We start from the raw sequence: 16860 nt of genomic DNA on the forward strand, positions 1-16860 counted from the left end.
TAAAGAGCAGTCTCACGGGCGCTTGCTCTGGGTTGGCATGGGTTTTCTTGGCCTTTATGGCGCCGTCGCTCTTAAGGCCTCATTAGCGACAGTCCTAATGCCCATGGAGCCTGAAGCACGGCAGATCGCGCCACAAGTTCCAGTCATTCCCAAAATTGACCCGCACGCTTCCCTTACGAGTGATTTCTCACTTCCGTCGGTCAAACGCGCCAGCATCACCGACCGTAACGGGCAAATTCTTGCGCTCTCCCTCCCCGTGGCACAAGTTTATGCCAACCCAATGGAACTTATTGACCCGCAAGACGCAGCCAAAAAGCTCCATCATGCCATCCCCACTCTGGATGAAGCTGAAACCATCCGCCGGCTCTCGCTCAAAAAACAATTTGTTTACATCGCGCGTGACATTTCACCGGTCCAAGAAATCGCCATCAACAATCTTGGAATTCCCGGTATCTATTTTGAAGCCGGAGAACGCCGCCATTACCCTCTGGGCCGCACAGCGGCTCAAATTATGGGTAGCGTAGATATTGATGATCACGGCATTGCCGGAGTTGAACGCTATTTCAATGACCGTCTCAACTCTGACAAAACGCCGCTCCGTCTTTCCTTAGACGTCCGTGTTCAAGCCGCCGCGCGCGATGAACTCCAAACGGCCATGACCACCTTCCAAGCTATTGGTGCGAGCGCCATTGTCATGGATGTCCGCACCGGTGAAGTCATTGCTATGGTTAGCTTGCCGGACTTTGATGCCAATGATTTTGGCCATGCTACAAATGACTCCCGCTTCAATCGTGCCGTCACCGGCATGTATGAACCCGGTTCAACCTTTAAGCTGCAAACAGCCGCCATGGGGTTACAACTCGGCGTCATCCACGTTTGGGATAAGTTCTCAACCATCCCCATTAAAGTCGGTCGCTTCACCATCAGCGATATGAAATCCGATCATTTCGCCCCGTGGCTCTCCCTGCCCGGCGTTATGGCGTTTTCCTCCAACCCCGCAGCCGCTCATATTGCCCTCGATGTTGGGGCTGAGCGCCAGCAAGAATGGCTGGACAGCATGGGCTTTTTCAAGCGCGTGCCAATTGAGCTGCCTGAAGCAGGCCGCCCGCTCGTACCATCACGTAAAAATTGGGGCCTTTCCACGGTTATGACCGTAGGCTTCGGGCATGGCGTTGCTGAACCGCCGCTCGCCATCGTGCGCGGCACAGCCGCTACCGTAAATGGCGGCATCTTGCTCAAACCTACACTCGTGGCCAGAGACCAGAACATCGTTCAAGATGTAACACGCGGCACCCTCCCCCCCTCTCTGGACGCATCCACGCCAGATGATGTCGGCACAGAGACACCCGTTGGTGTGCGTGTCCTCTCAGCTAAAACCTCTGCACTCTTACGGCGTTTGCTTCGTTTAGACGTGACCGAAGGCAGCGGGAAAACCGCAGAAGTTCCGGGCTATTACGTCGGCGGGAAAACCGGTACGGCTGAAAAAATCGGCGCTCATGGTGGCTACTTGAAGCACACTAACGTCGCGGCCTTTACCAGCGTCTTCCCCATGAACAACCCACGCTACGCAGTCTATGTCATGTTGGATAGCCCGCACCCCACCGCAGCCACACATGGCTGGACGACGGCCGCATGGAACTCTGCCCCGACCGTGGGGAAAATCATCTCCCGTATTGGCCCTATGCTGGATCAGTTCCCGGATTTGGCCAATAAAGAGACCATTGATGCCTCATTGGCCATCGCGATGGAACCTGCTGTTCCCGCCGGCTATCGTGCGCTTGGCCCCGGCAATGACCCGGGTGACCCCAACCGCCACCCTCCCCAAACCAAAACAATTCGCTGAGCCTGCCCCATGCGCTTTTCTGAACTCCTCCGGCTCTGCAACGTCACGGCCAAACCTACCGCAGATACCAATATCAGTGCCATCACCGCTGATAGCCGCGCCGTGCGTCCCGGCAGCGTGTTTGTTGCCCTCCGCGGCGCCAAACAAGATGGAGCCGCTTTCGTTCAAGCCGCGACACAAGCTGGCGCCTACGCCATCATCAGCGACCATCCGCTCATCACGGACCTGCCCCATGTCGTAGATCCGAATGCGCGTCATACACTCGCCAAAGCAGCCGCAATCCTCGCCGGCCCACAGCCCGCACATATTGCCGCCGTCACGGGCACAAATGGAAAAAGCAGCACCGCAGAGTTCCTACGTCAGTTCTGGGAGCTTCAAGGCCATAAAGCCGCGAGCCTCGGCACATTGGGCCTCAATACCAGCGTTGATATTCCTGCGCCCCCCTCACTCACCACGCCGGACCCCGTCTCCCTCGCACAAACCTTAGCCGCACTGGCAAAAGCTGGCGTCACACATGTCGCGCTCGAAGCGTCCTCCCACGGCCTCATCCAGCACCGCCTTGACGGGGTAACACTTGACGCCGCCGGCTTCTCCAATCTCACGCGTGATCATCTGGATTATCACGGCACGATTGAAGCCTACCGCGAAGCCAAACTCCGCCTCTTCAAAACTCTCCTGCCTACCACGGGCCGCGCCGCCCTAAACGCCGATATGGATGCCGACACAGCATCCTCCCTACGTGACATCGCGCAAAGCCGCGGTCTTGACCTACGCACCATTGGAGAAGCCGGGGCAACATTACGCCTCCTCGAAACACGTCCAACACCACAAGGGCAGATCATTCGCCTTGCCCTCTCCGGTGAAGAACAGCCTGAATTTACCTTCCCACTCCCCGGTCGCTTCCAGATTGAAAACGCACTCCTCGCTGCCGCGATGATCTGGAAAGATGAGAACGAAGCGCGTGAGTTACTGACACTTCTCCCACAACTTACCGGCGTGCCTGGTCGTTGTGAGCGCGTCGCCGTTCTGCCCAATGGCGCCGCAGCGTACGTGGATTACGCACATACCCCCGACGCCCTCGCGCGCGTGCTCACTAGCCTACGCCCCCATACCGATGGCCGCCTCATCGTCGTCTTCGGAGCCGGTGGAGACCGAGATCGCGGCAAGCGCCCACTCATGGGTGAAGCCGCCTCCCGCCATGCTGATGTCGTCATCGTCACCGATGATAACCCCCGCACCGAAGACGCCACGACAATTCGCGCAGAAATTCTTGCGGCGACCCCCAATGCCCGCGAAATTGCAGACCGTCATGATGCTATTGCTACGGGCCTCGACAGCCTCTCCGCAGGAGATATTCTGATCATCGCAGGCAAAGGCCACGAAACAGGGCAAATCGTCGGACAAACCGTCTTGCCTTTTGATGACCGTGCCGTCACACGTGACTTAGCAGCACATTTCACTCAAAACGCCTCGCAAGACATCGCGTCAGCAGAAAAGGGTTCGTCATGACGTCACCTCTCTGGACCTCCGATGAACTCCGTGACGCTACAGGTGGAACCCTCACGGCAGAACTCGCTGTTACTGGTATCTCCATCGATACGCGCACCCTACAAAAAGGGGATCTCTTCATCGCCCTCAAAGGGGACCGAAGCGACGGCCACGCGCATATCGAAACAGCCCTAAACGCGGGCGCTGCCTGCGTTATGGTCCACGACCGCATGGGCAGAACAGACCCTCGCCTCTTGGTCGTGCAGGACACGCTTGACGGCATGGTCGCCCTCGGCAAAGCCGCACGGGCACGCTTTGATGGCAAAGTGATCGCCATCACAGGTAGCGTCGGCAAAACCACGACGAAAGAGATGCTGCGCACCGCACTTTCCGCCATTGGGAAAACCCATGCGGCTGTTGCGTCCTTTAATAATCACTGGGGCGTGCCGCTCACCCTCGCCCGCCTCCCGCGTGATGCCGCCTTCTGCATTAGTGAAATCGGCATGAACCATGAGGGGGAAATTCGCCCCTTGGCGGATCAGGTCCGTCCACATGTGGCGATTGTCACGACCGTCGGCTCGTCGCATCTGGGCAATATGGGCAGCATCGCCGCCATTGCACGGGAGAAAGCCTCACTTTTTAGCGCCCTTCTCCCCGGCGGCACCGCCATTATTCCCGATGACTGCCCCGGCCAAGATGTCCTGCGCAGCGCCGTGCCTGACAGCAGCCAACTCTGGCGCTCTGGCGTCTCTCGTAGCGCAGATATCAAGCTTGAGAACCTCATCTGCAAGGCATCTGGCAGTACATTCCTGCTCGAAACCCCACAAGCGGCGCCCCTCCCTGTGCAACTCACAGCACCCGGCCGCCACATGGCACGCAACGCCGCAATCGCCCTCGGGGCCGTCACAGCACTTAGTGTAGAACGCACTCCCGCCGCCCAAGCCCTGACCGATTTTGTCCCCGGTGAGGGGCGCGGTGCACGGCGCACTATTCTTGACGGCGTCACCCTGCTGGATGAAAGCTATAATGCCTCCAGCACCAGCATGCGCGCCACATTAGAAACACTCAGCCTCCTGCCTGCCAAGCGTCACGTCGTCGCCCTCGGCGATATTCTTGAACTCGGCATTTTTGCAGAAGACGAACACCGCACACTGGCCGAGGCCGTGATCGCGGCAAAAGCGATCGCCTTCTGCTGTGGGCCACATATGCGCGCCCTTTATGACGCACTTCCGCCCGAATTACAGGGGAATTATGCCCCCGATTCGCGGCAACTTGCACCGCTGCTACGCGCTTACCTAAAACCCGGCGACTTTTTATTAGTCAAAGGCAGTAATGGCAGCCGGATGCGCGACCTCGTCACTTTCCTTGACCACGCTTAAGAAACGGTACCCGCTCGATGCTCTTTAATTTGATCGCCTCGCACGCGCCCTCGCATGGCGGTCTGGCAAATCTGTTCCATTATTTGACCTTCCGCTCCGGCGGGGCCTGCCTCACGGCTTTGGTCATTTCTCTTGTGCTGGGCCGACCTTTCATCGCCCAACTCAAACGCATCCAGCGCGGTGGCCAGCCCATCCGCAGCCTCGGCCCAGAGCGCCATATCATTGAAAAAGCAGGTACCCCCACCATGGGCGGCATGCTTATTCTCATTGCTCTCTTCACCTCGACCCTGCTTTGGGCAGACCTCACCAATGGTTTCGTATGGGGCGTTATGCTCACAACCGCTGCATTCGGTGCGGTCGGCTTTGCAGATGATTATTTGAAACTCTCACGTCGCAACACCAAAGGCGTCTCCAAACGCATGCGCCTTGGCTGTGAATTTGCCGCCTCTCTTTTGGCGGGTATCTGGCTGCAACATTTAACACCGCCGGAAATCCGCAACGCCGTCGCCTTTCCCTTCGTAAAAGACCTCCTGCTACCTTTGGGATATGCCTTCCCACTCTTTGCCATGATCACCATTACCGGCTTCGGTAATGCTGTGAACTTCACCGATGGGCTTGATGGCCTCGCCATTGTTCCCGTCGTCATCGCATCGTTGGTCTTTGCGCTGATCGCTTACCTCGTCGGCAATCATGTCTTTGCCGATTACCTGCAACTGCACCCCGTTCCCGGCACAGGTGAACTCGCCGTCTTCTGCTCAGCCCTCATTGGAGCGGGCCTCGGCTTCCTATGGTTCAACGCTCCCCCGGCAGCTGTTTTCATGGGCGATACAGGGTCGCTCTCCCTCGGTGGGGCACTCGGCTCCATCGCCGTTGCTGTCAAACATGAATTGGTTTTGTGCCTTGTCGGTGGTGTGTTCGTTGCGGAAACGCTCTCCGTTGTTATTCAGGTTTTCTGGTTCCGCCGTACGGGCCGCCGCGTTTTCCTCATGGCCCCATTGCACCACCATTTTGAGAAAAAAGGCTGGCAAGAACCCACCATCGTGATCCGCTTTTGGATTGTCTCCATCGTACTCGGCCTGTGCGGCCTGGCCACGTTGAAACTCCGATGAGCAACTCCTTCCCCTCCACCCTCTTCGCGGGCGAAAAATTCGCCATTCTAGGCCTCGGCCGTAACGGTGCAGCCGTTGCCGCAGCGCTGCTGTCTATGGGGGCGAGCGTGCAAGCATGGGATGATAAAAACCCATCCCTTCCGGAACATGAGCGCCTCACCGTCGCGCCCATCACGTCACTCGATGGCATCACGGCACTTGTGCTCTCTCCGGGTATTCCCCATCATCTCCCGCAGCCACACCCCGCAGCACTTTTAGCGCAAGAAGCTGGCATCCCCATTCTGTCGGATGCAGACCTCTTATTCCAAGCTGTGCGCCGTACTGGCTCAAAAGCACGTTTCGCCGCCATTACCGGCACGAACGGTAAATCCACGACGACGGCTTTGCTTGCCCATATTCTGACCCAAGCAGGGCGCCCATGCGCCGCTGGTGGCAATCTCGGCACAGCGTCTCTCGCGCTACCTTTACTCAGCGATGATGGCGTCTATGTTATCGAAATGTCGTCTTATATGCTGGAACGGCTACAGACGTTCCACGCTGATACCGCGTGCCTGCTCAACCTCACCCCTGACCATCTGGACCGCCACGGGGACATGGCCGGATATGCCACCGCAAAAACGCATGTCTTTGACCGCATGACCGCTGATGACCTCGCCGTGATCAGCCAAGACGATACGTATTGCCGCACCATCACGCACGAGGTTGAACAACGTGGCATCCCCACGCATCGCCTCGCGCCAGAAGCATTACCGCCTTTTTCTGCGCCCGCACTCCCAGGGCAACATAACCGACAAAACATCGCCACGGTCTGGGCTATGGCCAAACATCTTGGCCTCAGCGACGATCTGATCCGCGGTGGCCTCGCCACATTTCCGGGCCTCGCACATCGCTTACAGGCCATTCGTACCTTGCATGGCGTTACCTTCGTCAATGACAGCAAAGCCACCAATGCCGAAGCGACCGCCAAAGCACTGGATGCCTACCCACGCGTTATTTGGATCGCTGGCGGTCAGGCAAAGTCTGGCGGCATCAGCAGCCTAAGCCCATGGCTCAACCGCGTCTCTCATGCCATTCTGATCGGGCATGATGCCCCGCTCCTCGCCCAAACATTGGACGAACACAGCGTGCCCTACACGATCAGCCAGACACTCGACCGCGCTGTGCCGGACGCGTATGCCGCGGCGCGTGAGCAAAGCGTTCCAACCGTTTTACTGTCCCCAGCTTGTGCGAGCTTTGACCAGTTTCGTAGCTTTGAAGACCGCGGCACACAGTTCGAACAAGCCTGCGCAGCCCTTGCAAAAAACATATCCCCCTCTCATGAAGGCGAGATCATTTAAGCCATGAAAAGGGAGCTATCCCGCATTGATACACGCGCTGCCAGCCGCTGGTGGCGTAACCTAGACCGGGTCACGCTCGGCTGTGTCGGTATCCTCATCGGCTTGGGTTATATCCTTATGCTTGCCGCGAGCCCGGCTGTTGCGTCCCGTATCGGCGCATCGCGGGATATGTTCATTTTCAAGCAAGTGGCTTTCCTCACCTTGGCCGGGCTGATCGTCCTGATCACCTCCACCCTATCACGCCGTGCGATACGTGACCTTGCCTTGATCGGCGGCATTGTCGCTCTCGGCGCCACAGCCATGACCCTTGTGCACGGCATGGAAATTAAGGGCGCCCGGCGCTGGATTTCTCTTCCAGTCATGTCCGTACAACCCTCTGAGTTTCTCAAGCCATGCTTTGCAGTCGTCACCGCATGGCTGCTCTCCGCTCGGCGCCGCGTAGTTCTCCGTGGCAATATCGCATTCCCCGGCATGCTGCTGGCCTTTATCGGCTTCGGCATCATTCTGGCCCTGCTCAAATCCCAGCCCGATATCGGCATGCTGTCGGTCATCACCATGGTCTTCATGACCCAATTATTTGTGGATGGCTTACCGCTCTATTGGGTCACAGGCTGCGTGGCCTCCATGGTGGTGGCCTTTGGCATGGCCTATATCAGCTTCCCCCATGTCCGCTCACGTGTTCAACGCTTCTTGCACCCTGATGTCGGCGATCATTACCAAATTGATACTGCTCTGCGGGCATTCGGTAATGGTGGCCTCACAGGACGCGGTCCGGGAGAAGGCCGCGTGAAAGACATGCTGCCAGATGCCCATGCAGACTTTGTGTTTGCCGTTGCTGGGGAAGAATATGGCCTCGTGCTTTGTGTTGGCATCATCGCCGTCTTTGGCACCATCGTTTTACGCACCCTGCTCAAAGCCATGCGCGAAGATGACCCTTTCATCATCATTGCCGCATCCGGTCTCGTAACGGGTTTTGGCCTGCAAGCCTTCGTGAATATGGGATCGACGCTTCACCTCATCCCCACCAAAGGCATGACACTACCTTTCATCTCTTATGGTGGTAGTTCAGCCATGTCCGTTGCGCTGACTATGGGTATGGTCCTTGCCCTTACCCGCCATCATACGAAACAAGGCAAAGTCATCCAGACGGCAAATGCCCCATTAAACGACGTACCTCTCCAAGAGGCCCCTTTGATCGAAGGACGTAGGTCATGACACGCCCCATCGTTATTGCTGCTGGTGGAACTGGCGGACATTTTTTCCCCGCAGAAGCCGTCTCCACGGTTCTCGCTGAACGTGGTTATGAACTCATCCTCATGACGGATGCCCGCCACGGCCGCCGAGAGACAGGCCTGTTCGCAGATCGCCCCCAATATGTTCTCGATGGCGCAGGCATTGCAGGCAAAGGCCTTGGTGCCAAAATCCGTGGGGGTACAGCTTTGCTACGCGGCATCATCACAGCCCGTAAACACCTCTCCACTTTGAATGCAGCCGCAGTTATCGGCTTCGGTGGATATCCCTCCATCCCACCACTCCTCGCGGCCCGCCTGCTTCCAGCCTCCAAACGCCCAGTCATGGTCATTCATGAAGGTAATGCCGTTTTAGGTCAGGCGAATGCACTCATCGCACGCTTTAATCCAGTCATTGCCACATCCTACGAAAGCGTTGCTCGCCTTCCCTCTGATGTTGCCCATAGACAAACCGGCATGCCTGTACGCCCCGGCATTGAGGCGCTATTCGGCACGCCCTACACACCACCAACAGACAAGATTAATCTTCTGGTCTGGGGCGGATCACTCGGGGCCTCCGTCTTCTCAACGCTCGTCCCGCAAGCCATTGCCGCCTTGCCAGACGAACTTCGCACCCGTCTACACGTTACCCAACAAGTCAGAGGGAACGATTTAGACACCGTGAAAGCGCTCTACACACAATCCGGCGTCTCCTGTCACGTCGCCTCCTTTTTTCATGACGTACCCGAACGCCTGAAAGATGCGCATCTGGTCATCGGTCGGGCTGGCGGTTCTTCCGTAGCGGAATTGGCTATGGCAGGGCGTCCATCCCTCCTCGTCCCCCTTCCCATTGCAGCATCTGACGAACAAGGCGCGAACGCCCAAGCCCTTGAACGCGCAGGAGGTGCATGGATGGTCCGGCAACCAAGCCTCACACCAAGCCTGTTGACGGAACGTTTAATGACGTTACTTACACACCCAGAACAACTCAGCGCAGCAGCAAAAGCCGCGCAATCTTTTGCCACGCCCCATGCCGCTGCCCGTGTTGCTGACCTCATTATCGCCTCACTACCAACCTAACTTTTTCCTTCCTGACCACCGCCCCTTAGACGACCTGAAAGTATTGCCTCCCATGCGCGCGCTGCCTCTTAACATCGGAACCCTCCACTTCGTCGGTATCGGCGGTATCGGCATGTCCGGTATTGCTGAAGTTTTGCACATGCTTGGTTATAAAGTGCAGGGTTCTGACATTGCAGAAAGCGCCAATGTTCAAAGACTGCGCCAAGCGGGCATCACCATCCATATTGGTCATGATGCCAATAACCTTGGCGATGCACAGGTCGTTGTTACCTCCACAGCCGTAAAGCGTGACAATCCAGAAGTCGTCGCAGCACGCGCCAAACTGATCCCCGTTGTACGCCGCGCTGAAATGTTGGCGGAACTGATGCGCCTACGCTGGTCCATCGCGATTGGTGGCACACATGGCAAAACCACCACCACCAGTCTTGTTGCGTGCGTTTTAGAGCAAGCCCGCCTCGACCCAACCGTGATCAATGGCGGCATTATCGAAGCCTACGGCACCAATACACGCATGGGTTCTGGTGACTGGATGGTTGTGGAAGCGGATGAGAGCGATGGCTCCTTCCTGCGCCTTCCTGCCGTCATTGCCGTTGTCACCAATATGGACCCAGAGCATCTAGACCATTGGGGCACCGAAGCCGCCATGCAGGCAGGCTATGACCAGTTCGTGTCCAACATTCCATTCTACGGCTTTGCCGTGCTCTGCGTGGATCACCCACAAGTTCAGCAAATGATCCCGCGCCTGTCAGACCACCGCGTCATTACCTATGGCTTCAGCCCACAAGCCGATGTCCGCGCAGAAAAGGTGGTCATGGACAAACGTGGCTCCACCTTTGAGGTCGTCGTCACCAATCGTACGCGCAACCGAAGCCGCCGCGCAGGACCGTTCCGGATTCCGATGCTGGGCCACCATAACGTCTTGAATGCTCTCGCTTCCGTTGCTGTCGCGCTTGAAATGGAAATTAGCGATTCTGTAATCGCGTCTGGTCTCGCCTCTTTCCGTGGCGTCAAACGCCGCTTTACAAAAACTGGCGAGCATAATGGCATCACGATTATTGATGATTACGGCCATCACCCGGTTGAAATCGCCGCCGTACTCAAAGCCGCACGCCAAGCCGATGCAAAAAACGTTATTGCCGTGGTACAGCCACATCGTTATTCACGTCTTAAGGGACTTTTTAACGAATTCTGCACTTGTATGAACGATGCTGATACTGTGATTGTTGCTGATGTCCATGCTGCGGGGGAAAGCCCCATTGACGGTGCAGACCGCGATGCCTTGGTCGAAGGGCTGCGCGATAACGGCCATCGTTCCGCCGTGCCTCTCCCCAGCCCGGACCTCTTGCCCGAAATGATCAACGCGATTGCTAAGCCTGGTGATTACGTTGTGTGCCTTGGCGCAGGCACGATCACACAATGGGCACAAACTCTGCCAGAACAGCTTGCTGCCCTTAACACCACCCCACAAAAGGCCAATCCGGCATGACGGCGCCTGATAGCACCGCACCTCTCCCCGCTTTTGCACAAAACCTGCGTGGCCGCCTCAAAGCGGACGCGCCCCTCGGGCCACGCTGCTGGTTCCGAACCGGCGGCTCCGCCGATTGGCTCTTCGTCCCTGAAGACCAAGACGACCTCGCAACACTTCTGCGCAACCTGCCAGACACAACGCCCCTCACCCTTCTGGGCGCATGTTCTAACGTCATCGTGCGCGATGGCGGGCTTGAGGGTGTTGTCGTCAAATTGGCCCGTGGCTTTGCTGATGTCATCGTTGAACAAGACGGCGTTATCGCCGGTGCCGCAGCACTCGACATCACCGTGGCCGAACATGCGGCATCCGCTAGCCTTGATGGTTTGGCATTCTTAAGCGGCATTCCCGGCTCCATTGGCGGCGCAGTCCGCATGAATGCTGGTGCCTATGGTTCCGATATTGCCACGGTTCTAGATTGGGCCGAGATTATGCGCCCCGATGGCACAGTCCAACGCCTCACGGCAGCGGACCTCGCCTTCGCCTATCGCTACGCCGCATTACCCGAACGCTCCGTGGTTCTGCGCGCACGTTTGCGAGCTACCCCCGGGGACTCTGCCCATATTCGCCAACGCATGGATGAGATCAAAGCCTCACGTGAGGCCTCTCAACCCGTTCGTGCCCGCACGGGCGGCTCAACCTTCCGCAACCCGGATGGTCACAAAGCATGGGCACTGATTGATGAAGCCGGTTGCCGTGGCCTGATCCAAGGCGGTGCGCAAATGAGCGAGAAACACTGCAATTTCATGCTCAATCTCGGCACCGCCACCAGCACAGACCTTGAAACCCTCGGCGAAACCGTGCGCCAACGCGTCTTGGCCCATAGCGGCGTAGACCTCCACTGGGAAATTAAGCGCATTGGCCGCCACACCAATGCAAGACAAGATAGCGCGGCACAAGAAGGACAGACATCATGAAGGTTGCGGTTCTCTACGGCGGCACCTCCAGCGAACGCCCAGTCAGCCTTGTCAGCGGCGAAGCTGCTATCACGGCGCTGCGTGAAAAAGGCCATGATGTCACCCCCGTAGATGTCGGGCCTGACTTAATTGTAACCATACAAGCCCTACGTGCTGCCAAACCGGATGTGGTCTTCAATGCCCTACACGGGCCGTTGGGAGAAGATGGAGCGATCCAAGGTGTTCTCGAATGGCTTGGTCTGCCTTACACCCATTCCGGTATTCGTGCCTCTGCCGTAGCGATGAATAAAGAGGCCACACGTCTCCTGCTCGCATCAGCTGGCCTACCCGTTGCACCGGGCAAAGTTGTTTCCATGACCGAACTTGAGGCCGCTGACCCGCTCCCCACCCCTTATGTCGTCAAACCTATTGCAGAAGGGTCATCCGTCGGCGTCGAGATCATCCGTGAAGGCGATAACCGCCGCGCTGAAATCGCACGCAACTGGCGCTTTGGCACCGAAGCACTAGTCGAGCAATTCATTCCCGGCCGAGAACTCACCACCGCCGTCATGGGGGACCGCGCCTTAGCTTTGACCGATATTCTTCCTGCCGAGAATGCTGGTTTTTATGATTTTGACGCCAAGTACAAAGCTGGTGGCTCCCGACACGTCCTCCCCGCTGATGTGCCTTTAGCCGTGACAGAAAAAGCCCTTGATATTGCCCTGCGCGCCCATCAAGTCCTCGGCTGCCGTGGCGCAAGCCGGACAGATTTTCGCTATGATGACACGCAAGATCAACTGATTATTCTTGAGGTCAACACCCAACCTGGCCTGACACCGACATCACTTCTGCCAGAACAAGCAGCATATTGTGGCATTTCATACCCAGAACTCTGCGACTGGATGATCAATGAGGCATTGAAGCACTAATGCAGCGTGATCCGCGCCACGGTCCGATTATACCGCCATCTTCGCCAGATCCTTGGCGAGGCCATGATGCGCCACATATCGACCGAACGCATGACAGGCCATACCTCCCCAGTGAAGACCGCCCTTCCCGTCTGAAGCTTGCCTTACGGCGCTTCAAGCGCTTCATCCGCCCGGGATTTGTCATTTTCACTGTACTCTTGCTCGCAGGCGGCGCCGTGCACCTTCTGCACATCACCGCATCGGAAGAACGTTTTGCTCCGTTACGCGCGCGCCTCGTGGCGATGGAGCCGCTGCCCATTCACCATATTATCGTCAATGGCCGCCATATCACGAGCCAGCAAGCGGTTGAAAATGCGTTAGGAACATCCGTCGGGCAGCCTCTTTTTGGTTTCTCCGTTGAAGCCGCCCGCGCACGGGTAAATGCCCTGCCATTAGTCGAGCAAGCCACGGTAGAACGCCGCATTCCCGATACCGTCATTGTCAACTTGACGGAGCGCGTGCCTGTCGCCGTATGGCAAAATCACGACCACTTCTCGCTCATCAATCGTGCGGGAGACACCGTCTCAGACCAAGGCATTGTCGGGCAAGACCCACAAATGCTACGCACGTTACCACTCATCGTAGGCGACGGAGCCAATAGTGCCGCGGCAGACTTGCTGGATGCACTGACACCCTTCCCAGACATACAAAACCGTATAACGGCCTTTGTACGCGTTGGAGAGCGCAGATGGGATGCTGTTCTGCGTAATGGCACCACAGTATTGCTTCCAGAAGACGAAGAAAAACCTGCTTTTGCACGTCTTGAACAATTTCAAAACACTATGAAACTACTGGACCGCCCTGTCGTTTCTATCGATATGCGCCTGCCGGACCGCATGGTCATTCATCAGCCGCCCCTTCCTGCACAGCCTACCGCCACAAATGGCGACAGTCAGACAAAGCCGCAATGACCGATCTTATCCCCGGCTCCGAGCATTCTTTTTTCCGGCGTAGAGGCGGCCTCCGCGGGCGCGCCCTTTCTACCCCTGAACATACCGTTGCACACAGTCGTGACACGCGCGGCGTTCTTACACTTCCCCCCGAAGAGACACGCCCAACCCCAGCGTGGCGCTCTGGTACCTTTGGCGTACTGGATATTGGCAGCACCAAGATGACTTGTTTCATCGGACGGGGTGAAGCCGATGGCAGTCTCAGTATCCTAGGGCATGGCTGGCGCCGCTCCCATGGCATTCGTTCAGGCTCGATTGTAGATATCCGAGAGGCTGAAGCCGCAGTCCGCGCCACCGTTGGTCAAGCCGAAGATGCCGCTGAAAAGCGTATGGATGCCCTGACCGTCAATCTCTCTTGTGGCCACCCAGCAAGCCGCTGGATCGACGTTCGCCTCCCCATCGGCGGGCGTGAGGTCACCGCGCATGATGTTAATCAACTCCGCACAGAAGCCAAGGCACTCGCTTGGGCTGAGGGGCGGTCCATTATCCACAACCTGCCTTTGGGATATTTAGTTGACGGCATGGCTGGCGTAACGGACCCACGTGGCCATCAATGCACGGAGTTATCAGCCCGCTTCCATGTCGTAGACATGCACTCTAGTGCCCTGCGCACTCTAGATACGGTCCTGCAACGTGCTGAACTTCGCCTTGATGGCTTAGTCTCCAGCCCATTTGCCTCTGCCTTATCCGTTCTCAGCGATGAAGAGCGTGATCTCGGTGTTACGGTTGTTGAAATGGGGGGAGGCACCACGTCTCTTTCTGTTTTCATGGAAGGGCGCCTGCTGCATGTGGCACAAATTCCTGTGGGTGGGCTTCACGTCACACGAGATGTTGCCAGTGCGCTCTCAACATCACTTGATACCGCAGAGCGACTGAAAACACTGTACGGCGCCGCTCAGCTTGGCTCTGATGACCAACGCGAGATGCTTTCCATTCCTTTAATCGGTGAAGGCCCTAACCGCTTAGCACGCATTCCACGCGCCAAAGTGGTCGGCTTCATTGAGCCCCGTATCGCCGAAACACTCGAGTTAGTTCGTAACGCCCTCGACACTTCCGGTCTTGGCGGAATGGCAAATACCCGAGTCGTTTTGACAGGGGGCGCTTCCTTAATGGAAGGCCTCGTCCCCGTTGCGAGCCGCATCCTCGGGCGCTCCGTTCGTTTAGGTCGGCCATTAAACGTCCATGGCTTGCCTGAAAATGACGCAGCATCTGCTGGTTTCTCGACTGCTTCTGGACTTTTAGCATGGGCTGCTGGCGCTGACCGCAGTTTCGGCAATGCTCCTGTTACAGAAACAGTACCAAATACCCTTTTCCAACGTCTTGTAGGCTTCATCCGTGATCGCGGATAGGCTAAAGATTTGTGTATAACTTCCGCTACTGGCGCCTTTTACTGAAGTTCTGGATCCGAGCATGACACTGAACCTGACCCCGACCCCTAATTCGCATGTCGAACTCGCTCCACGGATTACCGTGATTGGCGTCGGTGGAGCCGGCACCAATGCGGTCAACAACATGATCGCCTCCGACCTCAAAGGCGTCGAGTTCGTTGTTGCCAATACGGATGCGCAGCAGCTTGCCCATTCCAAATCTGAGCGCCGGGTGCAACTCGGCCCACACCTGACCCGTGGTCTCGGTGCAGGTGCCAAGCCGGAAATTGGCCGTGAAGCTGCAGAAGAAGCAGCACAAGAGATTGATCGCCAACTAGAAGGTGCAAATCTCATCTTCATTACCGCAGGCATGGGCGGCGGCACGGGCACGGGTGCTGCTCCCGTTGTTGCACGCATGGCCCGCGAACGCGGCATTCTAACCGTTGGCGTCGTTTCCAAACCTTTCAACTTCGAAGGGCGCCGCCGCGCTACACTGGCTGATAGTGGCATTGCCGAACTTCAGAAGCACGTTGATACCCTCATCGTCATTCCGAACCAAAACCTCTTTAACTCCGCCAATCAAAATACGACCTTCCGTGAAGCCTTCCAAATGGCTGACAACGTCCTCAATATGGGCGTTCGCGGCATTACAGACCTTATGGTCTCACCCGGCCTGATCAACCTCGACTTTGCCGATGTCAAAGCTGTCATGGAAAACATGGGCAAAGCCATGATGGGCACAGGCGAAGCCTCCAGTGCCGATGATGCCGAAGACCGCGCCATTGCTGCCGCTGAGCGTGCTATTTCCAACCCATTGTTGGAAGATGCTTCTATGGCAGGCGCGCGCGGCCTGTTGATTAATATTACGGGTGGTGAAGATCTTACCCTATATGAAGTCAATGCAGCTGCTGACCGCATCCGCGAAGAAGTCACTGAAGACGCAAATATCATCTTCGGTGCCCTCATTGATGAGAGCCTGAATGGCCGTATCCGCGTTTCCGTCGTAGCCACTGGCCTTGATGCACAAGCGGCACATAACGCAACAGCAGCAAGCCAAGAAACACCGACACAGAACACACAAGCCGCTCCGGCCCAAAACCCCGCACCAGCAAGCGCAGCACCTCAGCCTGCTGCACAGCGTGCGCCTGGCTCTTACGCACCAGGCTCAACCTATGCCGGAGGTGCACGGCCAAATTTTAATATAGACCCGCAGGCCGCGCACCAACACACGGCTCCACCACCAGCGGAACAACCCTACAACCCGCAGCATGAAGCGCATTCCGCTCCGGCTCAGCCTGCACATACACAGCACCCGGCCCCACAAGCCGCGCCCCAACAAGAGCAACAAAACCGCTCACATCACTCTGCGCTCTTTACGAACGCTCCCCAGCAGCCACAAACGGAAGCACAACCGCGCAGCCTGTTCGGTTTGGTCACGGGCGCGTTCCGCAGCCGCCCTGCTGCTCCACCGGCTCCCGCACAACGCACCGAGCCATCAGCACCTGAGCACACACAACCTCAACAAGCACGCCACGAGCCGCAACCTGAGCGTCCACGCCCATCCGATTCGCCTGACGATGGCACGTTGGATATCCCAACCTATCTCCGCCGCTGAAACATACTGCGTAATATACGGCAATAATCATTGACTGGAGCCTGCCCTGCATCTGCCCTTATATGAGACACTGA

13 protein-coding genes are annotated in these 16860 nt (G+C 57.2%); all 13 read left to right on the top strand.

All coding sequences use genetic code 11. The annotated features are described in order from the left end of the window. Positions 1-37: 37 nt before the first annotated feature. The 13 genes from KB213_RS03380 to ftsZ all read left to right on the top strand — a co-directional run bounded on the left by KB213_RS03380 (position 38) and on the right by ftsZ (position 16786). Complete coding sequence (locus KB213_RS03380) at positions 38-1843, top strand: peptidoglycan D,D-transpeptidase FtsI family protein (RefSeq protein WP_249110244.1); 1806 nt, start codon at positions 38-40, stop codon at positions 1841-1843. Positions 1844-1852: 9 nt separating this feature from the next. Then, positions 1853-3352, top strand: a complete 1500-nt coding sequence (locus KB213_RS03385; protein ID WP_211680667.1) for a UDP-N-acetylmuramoyl-L-alanyl-D-glutamate--2,6-diaminopimelate ligase — start codon at positions 1853-1855, stop codon at positions 3350-3352. After that, positions 3349-4710 carry a UDP-N-acetylmuramoyl-tripeptide--D-alanyl-D-alanine ligase gene (locus KB213_RS03390; RefSeq protein WP_211680668.1) on the top strand — a complete coding sequence of 454 codons (1362 nt, stop codon included), beginning with the start codon at positions 3349-3351 and terminating at the stop codon, positions 4708-4710. The genes KB213_RS03385 and KB213_RS03390 overlap by 4 nt, the downstream gene beginning before the upstream one ends. 17 nt (positions 4711-4727) lie before the next feature. Next, positions 4728-5819, top strand: a complete 1092-nt coding sequence (mraY, locus tag KB213_RS03395) for a phospho-N-acetylmuramoyl-pentapeptide-transferase (protein WP_211680669.1) — start codon at positions 4728-4730, stop codon at positions 5817-5819. Continuing rightward, on the top strand, positions 5816-7156 hold the full coding sequence (gene murD / locus KB213_RS03400; protein ID WP_211680670.1) for a UDP-N-acetylmuramoyl-L-alanine--D-glutamate ligase: 1341 nt from the start codon (positions 5816-5818) through the stop codon (positions 7154-7156). The genes mraY and murD overlap by 4 nt, the downstream gene beginning before the upstream one ends. Positions 7157-7159: 3 nt before the next feature. Beyond that, a complete protein-coding gene (locus KB213_RS03405; protein ID WP_211680671.1) occupies positions 7160-8371 on the top strand; it encodes an FtsW/RodA/SpoVE family cell cycle protein in 1212 nt (403 codons plus the stop codon). Further along, positions 8368-9465: an undecaprenyldiphospho-muramoylpentapeptide beta-N-acetylglucosaminyltransferase gene (gene murG / locus KB213_RS03410; RefSeq protein ID WP_211680672.1), complete on the top strand. Its 1098-nt coding sequence runs from the start codon at positions 8368-8370 to the stop codon at positions 9463-9465. The genes KB213_RS03405 and murG overlap by 4 nt, the downstream gene beginning before the upstream one ends. A 52-nt stretch (positions 9466-9517) precedes the next feature. Continuing rightward, positions 9518-10951 carry a UDP-N-acetylmuramate--L-alanine ligase gene (gene murC, locus KB213_RS03415; RefSeq protein ID WP_068168844.1) on the top strand — a complete coding sequence of 478 codons (1434 nt, stop codon included), beginning with the start codon at positions 9518-9520 and terminating at the stop codon, positions 10949-10951. Continuing rightward, positions 10948-11907, top strand: coding sequence for a UDP-N-acetylmuramate dehydrogenase (gene murB, locus KB213_RS03420; protein WP_211680673.1), 960 nt, complete (start codon positions 10948-10950; stop codon positions 11905-11907). The genes murC and murB overlap by 4 nt, the downstream gene beginning before the upstream one ends. After that, the gene (locus KB213_RS03425) at positions 11904-12815 is read left to right on the top strand and encodes a D-alanine--D-alanine ligase (protein WP_068168838.1); all 912 of its coding nucleotides are present in this window, start codon (positions 11904-11906) and stop codon (positions 12813-12815) included. Before murB ends, KB213_RS03425 begins: the two co-directional genes overlap by 4 nt. Beyond that, entirely contained in the window at positions 12815-13765 is a 951-nt protein-coding gene (locus KB213_RS03430) for a cell division protein FtsQ/DivIB (protein ID WP_211680674.1), read from the top strand. The genes KB213_RS03425 and KB213_RS03430 overlap by 1 nt, the downstream gene beginning before the upstream one ends. Further along, entirely contained in the window at positions 13762-15153 is a 1392-nt protein-coding gene (gene ftsA / locus KB213_RS03435) for a cell division protein FtsA (RefSeq protein ID WP_211680675.1), read from the top strand. The genes KB213_RS03430 and ftsA overlap by 4 nt, the downstream gene beginning before the upstream one ends. A 61-nt stretch (positions 15154-15214) precedes the next feature. Continuing rightward, positions 15215-16786 carry a cell division protein FtsZ gene (gene ftsZ, locus KB213_RS03440; RefSeq protein ID WP_211680676.1) on the top strand — a complete coding sequence of 524 codons (1572 nt, stop codon included), beginning with the start codon at positions 15215-15217 and terminating at the stop codon, positions 16784-16786. Positions 16787-16860 lie beyond the last annotated feature (74 nt).

The sequence above is a fragment of the Neokomagataea anthophila genome, from assembly GCF_018122595.1.
Taxonomy (GTDB): domain Bacteria; phylum Pseudomonadota; class Alphaproteobacteria; order Acetobacterales; family Acetobacteraceae; genus Gluconobacter; species Gluconobacter anthophilus.

Excerpts from the sequence above, each read along its gene's own strand:
- KB213_RS03425 (WP_068168838.1), top strand. The coding sequence starts at position 11,904 with ATGAAGGTTGCGGTTCTCTACGGCGGCACCTCCAGCGAACGCCCAGTC.
- murC (WP_068168844.1), top strand. The coding sequence starts at position 9,518 with ATGCGCGCGCTGCCTCTTAACATCGGAACCCTCCACTTCGTCGGTATC.
- murG (WP_211680672.1), top strand. The coding sequence starts at position 8,368 with ATGACACGCCCCATCGTTATTGCTGCTGGTGGAACTGGCGGACATTTT.
- ftsA (WP_211680675.1), top strand. The coding sequence starts at position 13,762 with ATGACCGATCTTATCCCCGGCTCCGAGCATTCTTTTTTCCGGCGTAGA.
- KB213_RS03430 (WP_211680674.1), top strand. The coding sequence starts at position 12,815 with ATGCAGCGTGATCCGCGCCACGGTCCGATTATACCGCCATCTTCGCCA.
- mraY (WP_211680669.1), top strand. The coding sequence starts at position 4,728 with ATGCTCTTTAATTTGATCGCCTCGCACGCGCCCTCGCATGGCGGTCTG.
- KB213_RS03405 (WP_211680671.1), top strand. The coding sequence starts at position 7,160 with ATGAAAAGGGAGCTATCCCGCATTGATACACGCGCTGCCAGCCGCTGG.
- KB213_RS03390 (WP_211680668.1), top strand. The coding sequence starts at position 3,349 with ATGACGTCACCTCTCTGGACCTCCGATGAACTCCGTGACGCTACAGGT.
- murD (WP_211680670.1), top strand. The coding sequence starts at position 5,816 with ATGAGCAACTCCTTCCCCTCCACCCTCTTCGCGGGCGAAAAATTCGCC.
- ftsZ (WP_211680676.1), top strand. The coding sequence starts at position 15,215 with ATGACACTGAACCTGACCCCGACCCCTAATTCGCATGTCGAACTCGCT.
- KB213_RS03385 (WP_211680667.1), top strand. The coding sequence starts at position 1,853 with ATGCGCTTTTCTGAACTCCTCCGGCTCTGCAACGTCACGGCCAAACCT.
- KB213_RS03380 (WP_249110244.1), top strand. The coding sequence starts at position 38 with ATGGGTTTTCTTGGCCTTTATGGCGCCGTCGCTCTTAAGGCCTCATTA.
- murB (WP_211680673.1), top strand. The coding sequence starts at position 10,948 with ATGACGGCGCCTGATAGCACCGCACCTCTCCCCGCTTTTGCACAAAAC.